This is a genomic window from Streptomyces sp. NPDC046876, assembly GCF_040645035.1.
Classification (GTDB): domain Bacteria; phylum Actinomycetota; class Actinomycetes; order Streptomycetales; family Streptomycetaceae; genus Streptomyces.
In genome coordinates this window covers 1-8,276 of record NZ_JBEYXK010000173.1, presented here as the reverse complement: position 1 = coordinate 8,276, position 8,276 = coordinate 1, and the positions used below count along the sequence as shown (strand labels likewise).

Sequence of the window (8,276 nt, the reverse complement as noted above, 5' to 3'; positions counted from 1 at the left end):
GGCCCGGTCGGCAGCCCCGGCCGACCCGTCCGCCCGAGCTGCCGCGTCGGCGGCCGGGGTACGGGCGGCCGGCGGCCGGTGGAGCCGGCGCGGCTTCCTGGCCGGCGCCCTCGGCACCGCGGCCGCCGCCACCGGGGCGGGCGCCGCCGGGCGGGTCCTCGCGGGCCGGCGCGGCCGGGGCGCCGCCGCCTCCCGGGCCGCGGTCGTCCTGCCCGGCCCGGCGTCGCCGGCACCCGCACGGCCGGCCGGAGCCGAGCTGAAGGTGCCCGGCATCAGCCCCTTCACCACCCCGACCGGGGACTTCTACCGCGTCGACACCGCCCTGGTCGTGCCGAGGGTCGACGCGGGCGCGTGGCGGCTGCGCATCCGCGGCAAGGGCGTGGCCCGCCCGCGCACGTACACGTACCAAGAGCTCCTCGTTCGGCCCCTCGTCGAGCGGGACATCACCTTGACCTGCGTGTCCAACGAGGTGGGCGGCCCGTACGCCGGCACCGCCCGCTGGCTCGGCGTCCCCCTCGCCGAACTGCTGCGCGAGGCCGGGGTGGAGCCGCCGTCACGGGGCGGCCCGGCCGACCAGCTGGTGGCGCGATCGGTCGACGGGATGACCTTCGGCTCGCCGGTCGAGGACGTCATGGACGGCCGCGACGCGCTGCTCGCGGTCGGCATGAACGGCGAGCCGCTGCCCTTCGCGCACGGCTTTCCCGCGCGGATGGTCGTGCCCGGGCTGTACGGGTACGTCTCCGCCTGCAAGTGGATCACCGAGATCGAACTGACCACGTTCGACGCGTACGACCCGTACTGGGTCAAGCGCGGTTGGGCGAGGCGGGCGCCGGTCAAGACGCAGACGCGCATCGACACCCCCAGGCCGTTCGCCCGTCCGGCCGCCGGCCCCGTCGTCGTCGCCGGGGTGGCGTGGGCGCAGCGCCGGGGCATCGAGCGCGTCGAGGTCCGCGTCGACGACGGGCCCTGGCAGGCCGCGGAGCTGGCCGCGGCAGACACGGCCGACACCTGGCGGCACTGGTCCTTCCCCTGGCCGGCCGAACCCGGCGGCCACACCCTCACCGTCCGGGCGACCGACGGCACCGGCCGGGTCCAACCCGAGGAACGCGCCGGAACCGTCCCGGACGGGGCGAGCGGCCACCACACCGTCTTCGTCACGGTCACCTGAACCCACCGCACCGACCACACCCACACCCACACCCACACCACGCCACGCCACGCCACACCCACTGAGGAGAAACCGATGTCGAAGACCACCACCACCCTCCGGATCCGCCGTACCGCGCTCGCCCTCGCCACGGCCGCCGTCCTGCCGTTCTCGCTGGCCGCCTGCTCCGACTACGACAGTGACTCCGCCGCTGCCGCCGACCCCGCGGCGGCGGCCCCGGACGCGGCCGGCGCCCAGGCGCCGCCGGCCGCGGCGAACGGGGCGGCGGATGCGGCGGGTGCGGCCGGCTCAGCCCAGCCGTTCGGGCCGGCCTGCGCCTCGGTGCCGAAGAACGGGGCCGGTTCGTTCGCGGGCATGGCGAAGGACCCCGTCGCCACGGCGGCCTCCAACAACCCGGCGCTGTCCACGCTGGTCTCCGCGGTGAAGCAGGCCGGGCTGGTGGACACGCTCAACAACGCCAAGGACATCACGGTCTTCGCGCCCACGAACGACGCCTTCGCGAAGATCCCGAAGGCCGACCTGGACAAGCTCCTCGCGGACAAGGCCGCCCTGACGAAGGTCCTCACGTACCACGTCGTGGGCCGGCGGCTGGAGCCCGAGCAGCTCGCGAACGGCTCCTTCCCGACCCTGCAGAAGGGCATGGTCACCACTTCGGGTTCCGGATCCGCGTACCGGGTCAACGGCGCGGCGGGCGTGGTGTGCGGCAACGTCCAGACCGCGAACGCCACGGTCCACATCATCGACACGGTCCTGATGCCGAAGTAACGCCCCAGCGCGCAACGGTGTCCTGGCCGACCGGCCCGCCCCCGGCCGGCCAGGACCCACGGCCACCACGCGGATCCCGACCGAGCGGCACCTCCGCACCGAATCCGGGCGCGCCCGGCACCCCGGCGGGGCGGTCGCACCTCTGCGCCTGCGGCCTCCCTCATCGCATAGGTCCGCCGCCCGGCCGTCCCTGCCCGGACCATCGGCCGGTACCGCCGCCCGCGGCCCGGCGGCGGCGTAATCGGAACCGCTACCAGGCCCAGGGCCGCGCCCTCTCGCCAACGGCACCCAGCCGCCCGCAGCAGGGCGGCCGGGCCGAGCCCCTCGGGGTGGAAGGCGGGGCCGAGGGCGTGCTCGGCGGCCGATGCTTCGATACCGGGGAGTGGCATGCACGAACGCTACGTCCGGCACCGATCGGGCTGCGCCAAGCGGGAGTTGGGCGCGCTGAGGGCGTCAACAAACGCTCCGTGGGTCGTTATCCTTCTGCATTCTCCGTACCGGAAGCCGGCCCGGGCGGGCCCGTGCGCCGTGGGCTCGCCCGCCCGGCGCGACCCCCAGGAGCTCAAGCCGTGTCCTCCGACAGCCCCGTCCCGCCGACCGGAACCCCCTCGCCGCCCCCGGACGGCAACCCCTCTCCCCCGCCGGAGCCGCCGGAGCCGCCGGCTCCGCGATTAGCCCGCCGGCTGCTGCGCCGCTTCGCCGACGCACACCGCTCCGAGAACCGGCAGCGGACGCAGGGCTGGTTGGAGCTGGTCGGCGGCTACCTCGCCATCCTGGCCGTCACGGCGGGCGCGCTCTGGGCGGCGGTGACCTGGTGGGTGGACCACCGGACCGAGCTGGACAACGTCAAGGCCACCCAGGACGGCGCGAAGGCGGCGCAGAGCGGACCGGAGCTGAAGGCCGACCTCAAGGTCGCCCTGGTGAGTGCCGAGATCCGGGGCGGCCTGAAGGGCGGGCAGACGCAGGGGGAAGTCAAGGAGAAGTCCGACGACCTCCGCGGGGCACACGTGGACATCACGGTCCAGAACCTCGCCACCGCGCCCTCGCTCATCAGCAAGGCCAAGCTGACCTTTCGCCAGTCCTTCCACTTCGAACCCTGTTACGGGATCGGCGGGGACCTCGTCTCCACCATCGCCTACGACCTGACCATCCCCGACGACCAGCCGATGGTCAGCGGCACCCGCTCCCACAAGGTCCCCTTCGAGCGGACAGCCGAGCTCACGCACCAGATCCCGGCGAACTCCTACGAGAAGTTCACGCTCACCACCGGACCGGAGACCACTCCGGACGGAGGCAACCCGTGGGTCGGGGTCTTCGACATCGAGCTCACCCACGACGGTGGCAAAGTGATCAAGTTCGGGCCCGTCGCGGCCGTCAGCACGGGCGGGAACCCCGAGTTCTACCCGGTCGACAAGGACACCTGGCACATCGGGCCGCAAGAGACCGTCTCCGGCTGCACCGACAGGAACGCCAAGACCGTGAGGGAACTGCTCAAGACCCCGGGGCTCACGGCCTCGGCGGAGCTGAAGGCCCTCGACAAGGCGTTCGCATCCTCCGGGCACTGACGCCGCTCTCGTGGCCGGCCGTGCCAGGCAGCCCGTAAAAGTCCTGGCCCTTCGGGGCGGTGGGCGTTACGATCGGCGCGATGATCACTGACTCCCTCACGAGATCGGGGGTACCGTCCGCGCAAGGTGAGTGCTGATGCACCTTCACCACCCCATCGCGGACGGGGATTCCCGCCTTTCCTTCTGGCTGCGCGTGCGCGAGTTCGCCGTGCCGCCGTCCATGATCGAGACCGCTACCGCCCGCCGGCTCGCCGGGGACTGGGCGGGGGCGTGCGCCGCCGCCGGCTTCGACGTCGACCTCGACCTGCGCTCCACGGTGCGCGCTCACGGCCGGGAGCTCGCGGCCCGGGTGCAGGCGGATCTGCACCGCCTGGCTCCCGATCTGCTGCGCTGGCACATGCCGAGGATCGCTCCGGACGGGCTGCTGCGTCCGGGCCTCACCGTCACGCTGGCCCGGTACGGGGCCACGCCCGTGCACCTGGTCGCCCGGACCGCCCCGGCCTGGGCGGATGCCGGCCAGCGGATCAGCCTCGCGCTGTGGGACGGGTCCCGGGGCGGCCAGGGCGGCGGCAGCAGCCGCCATCCGCAGCTGCACCCGCACCTCAAGCCCAACCGGCGGTTCCGCCTCGACCTGCACCGCCACCTGTGGGACGCGGACAGCAGCGGCGAGCTCCGGACCCGGTCCGGGGCGGATCGGCCGCCCCGGGGCGACGAGCCGGTTCCGGAGGCGGTCCCGTACGGGCTCCGCTGCGCCGTGGACCGGTGGGCGGCCGAGGCGGGGATCCTGCTCCGCGCCGAGGGGCGGCCCGCCGGTACCGGATCCGTGGCCGTACGGCTCGGGGGGCGGCACCGGCTGGTCCTGGACCTGGCCGCGGCGGCCGCCGGGCGGATCGCGGCCGCGCCGGCCGGCGGCCGCGACTGCGCGCTGCCGCTCCTGCCCGACGCCGCGACCTGGTTGCTGCCCGACCTGGAGCTGCTCCGCGCCGGTGCGATCCGGGCCGACCGGCTGCACCCGCTGGTCGCCGCCGCACTCGTACCGGAGCACATGCCGCCGGCCGGACCTTCACGGGTCCCGGATCCGGCCGGCGGGGCGCGCCTGGTGGAGTGCCGGGGAACCCTGCACCGGATCGCCCTGGTCGACGGCGTACTGGCCCCGCTGGACCACGGTCCGGACGAGCTCCGGCGCGAGGAGCTGCTCGTCGCGCTGGGCGGCCCGCCGCTGCCGTGCCTGCGCGCCATCGACGCGGCGCACCGCTCTCCGGACTGCCTCTCCGGCGTGCGCGAACGCCTCGACCACGGCGACGCGGCCGGCGCGCTGGCCGTCGTGGAAGGCCTGCTGGGCCCGGAGGCCGTCCTGCGCACCGGCGCGCTGAAGGACGCGCTGGAAGAGGCCGCGCAGCGGCGGATCACGTACGGACAGTTCCGGGCGGGACCGGTCGCCCCCGACCTCGACCGCCACCGCATGCGCCCCGGCCGTCACCGCACCCGTGACCGCCGCGCCCACGCGCGCCGCCTCACCACCTCTCGCTGATCCACACGGACCGACGCCGGTCCCCGAACGCGCCTCGACGCCACCCCTTTACGCCCTTTTTCCACCCATTCGCGATCCCCAGGTGATGCAGACATGACTCTTTCCATGCCCATGCCCATGCCCGTGCCCATGCCCGTGCCCGTGCCCATGACCACGCCCGTGTCCCCGTCGCTGCCCGCCCAGCTCGATGTCGCCGGCGCATTGCTGGCGCTGCTGAACGACACGACCACCGAACCGCGCCCCGACATGCAGTTGGAGGCGCTCACCCTGGCCGTGGCCGCGGACCTGCCCGTGCTGCTGTGGGGTGAGCCGGGGATCGGCAAGACGGCCGCGCTGACGCAGCTCGCCGAGACCCTGGACCTGCCGCTGACCACCGTGATCGCCAGCGTTCACGAGCCGTCCGACTTCTCGGGGCTGCCCGTCATCGGCAGCGATCCCGCCGAGCAGGGTGTCCCGATGGCACCGCCGGACTGGGCCGTGCGGCTCGTACGGGCCGGCCGGGGGCTGCTGTTCCTGGACGAGCTGTCCACCGCGCCGCCGGCGGTCCAAGCCGCCCTGCTGCGCCTCGTACTGGAGCGCCGGATCGGCGCCCTGAAGCTGCCGCCGGGAGTACGGATCGTGGCCGCCGCCAATCCGCGGTCCTCGGCGGCCGACGGCTGGGAGCTGAGCCCGCCGCTGGCCAACCGGTTCGTGCACCTGCAGTGGACGCACGACCACGAGGTCGTCGTACGCGGCCTCGGGGGCACCTGGCCCCGCGCCGACCTGCCCCGGCTGGACCCGCAACGGCTGCCGGAGGCCGTGGACTTCGCCCGCCGCGCGGTGTGCGGGCTGCTGGCCGCCCGCCCGAAGCTCGTGCACCAGCTGCCCACCAACGAGACGCGCCGGGGCGGACCCTGGCCGTCGCCCCGCAGCTGGGACATGGCGCTGCGGCTGATCGCCTTCGCGACCGCGGCCGGCTCCGCGCGCGACGTGCTCTCCCTCCTGGTGAGGGGCACCGTGGGGGACGGGCCGGGGCTGGAGCTGCTGGCGAGCCTCGATCGGATGGACCTCCCCGACCCCGAGGAGCTGCTCGCCGATCCGGAGGGCGCGGTGCTCCCCGAGCGGGGCGACCTGCGTCAGGCGGTGCTCGACGGGGTGGTCGCGGCGGTGCGGACACGCCCGGAGAAGTCCCGCTGGGACGCGGCGTGGACACTGCTGGTCCGGGCCATGGAGACGGGGGCTCCGGACCTGGTCGTCGTACCCGCGACGACGCTCGCCTCGCTGCGGCGCGACGAATGGGACGTGCCGGCGGCCATCGAGCGGCTGGCCGGAGCGGTGTCGCTCTCGCGGCGGGCGGACCGCGCCGCGGACCGTACGCCCGGGGGCTGGGCCGCCGTCAAGGCGGGCCGGTGAGCGCGGACACCGCCCGGGGGGCGACTGCCAAGCCGAGGCCCCGGCCGCCGGTCCGTGCGAGGCCCGAGCCACCGATCGCGGGGACGGGGATGGAGGCGAGGACGGGGACGGGGACCGGCGCGCTGGACCGCGACAAGCTCTTCGCCGCGCGCCTGCACGCCGCCCGGGTCCGGCCGTACCTGGCGACGGCGCTGTTCGCCCTGCACACCGTGGAGTCGCGGCGGGTCCCGACGATGGCCGTGGACCGGCACTGGCGGTGCTACGTCTCGCCGGGGTTCGTGGACCGGACCCCGGTGGAGATGCTGGCCGGCGTGTGGGTGCACGAGGTGTCGCACCTGCTGCGCGACCACCACGGGCGCGGCGACCGGCTCGCCCGCGAGCTCGGGCTGACCGGCCCGGCCGAACGCCTGCGCATGAACATCGCCGCGGACTGCGAGATCAACGACGACGTGTACGGCCACGGGCTGCTCCCGCCCGCGGGCGCCGTACGGCCGGACTCGCTGCAACTGCCCGAGGGGCAGCTGATGGAGGAGTACGTGCGCCGCATCCGGCTGGAGGGGAACGCGGCGGCGCTGGCCTGGCTGGACTGCGGCAGCGGAGCCGACGGCCTGGAGCGGGACTGGGACCTGGGGCCGGACGGCGCGCACGGCCTCAGCCGGCAGGAGCAGGACGCGGTCCGGTTCCGGGTGGCGCAGGGCATCACCGGCCGGCCGGGCAGCGCCCCGGAGTCGTGGCAGCGCTGGGCGGAGGAGGCGTTCCATCCGCCGCAGCCGTGGCGGGAGCTGCTGGGGGCGGCGGTCCGCTCGGCGGCGTCCGGCTCCGGCGCGGGCGAGGACTATTCGTACGGCCGGCCGTCGCGGCGCTCGGCGGGGCTGCCGGGCGTGGTCCTGCCGAGCCTGCGGCGCAGGCCACCGCGGGTCTCCGTGATCATCGACACGTCGGGGTCGGTGAGCGACGCCGAACTGGGCAGTGCGCTGCTGGAGGTCGCGGCGATCACGCGGGCGGTGGGCGGGCGGCGCGACCTGGTCACCGTGCTGCCGTGCGATGCGGCGGCCCGGCTGGTGCACCCGCTGTGCCGGGCCGAGGGCATTCCGCTGGTCGGCGGCGGGGGCACGGACCTGCGGACGGGCTTCGCGAGGGCGTTGCGGATCGAGCCTCGGCCGGACGTCATCGTGGTCCTGACCGACGGGCAGACGCGGTGGCCCGCCGTTCGGCCGTCGTGCCGGACGGTGGTGGGGCTGTTCCCGCGGGAGCACTCGCGCCGGTCGTGGCGCGAGGAAGATCCCGACTACGTGCCGGACGCGCCGCCGGCGTGGGCCCGCGTGGTCACCATCGGGTAGGCACCCGCGGCCGCCATACGGGGCCGGCTGTACCGGGCCGCCATACGGGGCCGCCCCGAGCCCGGTCCCCCGGGGGCTCCCGCTGCGCGGAGCCGTTCCCCACCCCGCCCCTTCCCGAAACCGTGGCTCCGCCCCGGACCCCGTTCGCCTCAAACGCCGGCGGGGCTGGAAGACCCGGGCGGGGCTGGAAGACCCGGGCGCTCCGCGCCCGGTGCGCTCAAACGCCGCGCAGGCTGGAATTGCCGCCTACGCGGGCTGGATTGTGCCGCTGCGCGGCAATTCCAGCCCGACGGCACCATCCAGCCCGGTCGGCACCATCCAGCCCGGCCGGACCATCCAGCGCCGCCGGCACCATCCAGCCTCGCCGGCGTTTGAGGCGCGGGGTCCGGGGCGGAGCCCCGATCTTTGAGCCGCGCCGGCGTTGAGGCGGAGCGGGGGCCGGGGCCGCAGGACCCGGTTTCTGGGGGCACCTCCCAGCGGTAGCTGGGGGAGAAGGGGCGGGGTGGGGACCGGCT

Annotated in this window: 6 protein-coding genes; all 6 read left to right on the top strand. The window is 75.3% G+C overall.

Features of this window, described 5'->3' with window-relative positions:
* The coding region (locus ABZ924_RS37415) for a molybdopterin-dependent oxidoreductase (protein WP_361920013.1) at nucleotides 1–1,168 on the top strand (1,168 nt) is incomplete at its 5' end.
* A gap of 75 nt (nucleotides 1,169–1,243) precedes the next feature.
* Nucleotides 1,244–1,933 (top strand): fasciclin domain-containing protein, encoded by a 690-nt coding sequence (locus tag ABZ924_RS37410; RefSeq protein WP_361920011.1) that lies wholly within the window; start codon nucleotides 1,244–1,246, stop codon nucleotides 1,931–1,933.
* A gap of 569 nt (nucleotides 1,934–2,502) precedes the next feature.
* A complete protein-coding gene (locus ABZ924_RS37405; RefSeq protein WP_361920009.1) occupies nucleotides 2,503–3,498 on the top strand; it encodes a hypothetical protein in 996 nt (331 codons plus the stop codon).
* Between the two features lie 136 nt (nucleotides 3,499–3,634).
* A complete protein-coding gene (locus ABZ924_RS37400) occupies nucleotides 3,635–5,029 on the top strand; it encodes a hypothetical protein (protein WP_361920007.1) in 1,395 nt (464 codons plus the stop codon).
* Nucleotides 5,030–5,176: 147 nt separating this feature from the next.
* On the top strand, nucleotides 5,177–6,421 hold the full coding sequence (locus tag ABZ924_RS37395; RefSeq protein WP_361920015.1) for a MoxR family ATPase: 1,245 nt from the start codon (nucleotides 5,177–5,179) through the stop codon (nucleotides 6,419–6,421).
* Nucleotides 6,422–6,510: 89 nt separating this feature from the next.
* Entirely contained in the window at nucleotides 6,511–7,761 is a 1,251-nt protein-coding gene (locus tag ABZ924_RS37390) for a VWA-like domain-containing protein (RefSeq protein WP_361920005.1), read from the top strand.
* Nucleotides 7,762–8,276: the final 515 nt, after the last annotated feature.

Excerpts from the sequence above, each read along its gene's own strand:
- ABZ924_RS37410 (WP_361920011.1), top strand. The coding sequence starts at position 1,244 with ATGTCGAAGACCACCACCACCCTCCGGATCCGCCGTACCGCGCTCGCC.
- ABZ924_RS37400 (WP_361920007.1), top strand. The coding sequence starts at position 3,635 with ATGCACCTTCACCACCCCATCGCGGACGGGGATTCCCGCCTTTCCTTC.
- ABZ924_RS37395 (WP_361920015.1), top strand. The coding sequence starts at position 5,177 with ATGACCACGCCCGTGTCCCCGTCGCTGCCCGCCCAGCTCGATGTCGCC.
- ABZ924_RS37390 (WP_361920005.1), top strand. The coding sequence starts at position 6,511 with ATGGAGGCGAGGACGGGGACGGGGACCGGCGCGCTGGACCGCGACAAG.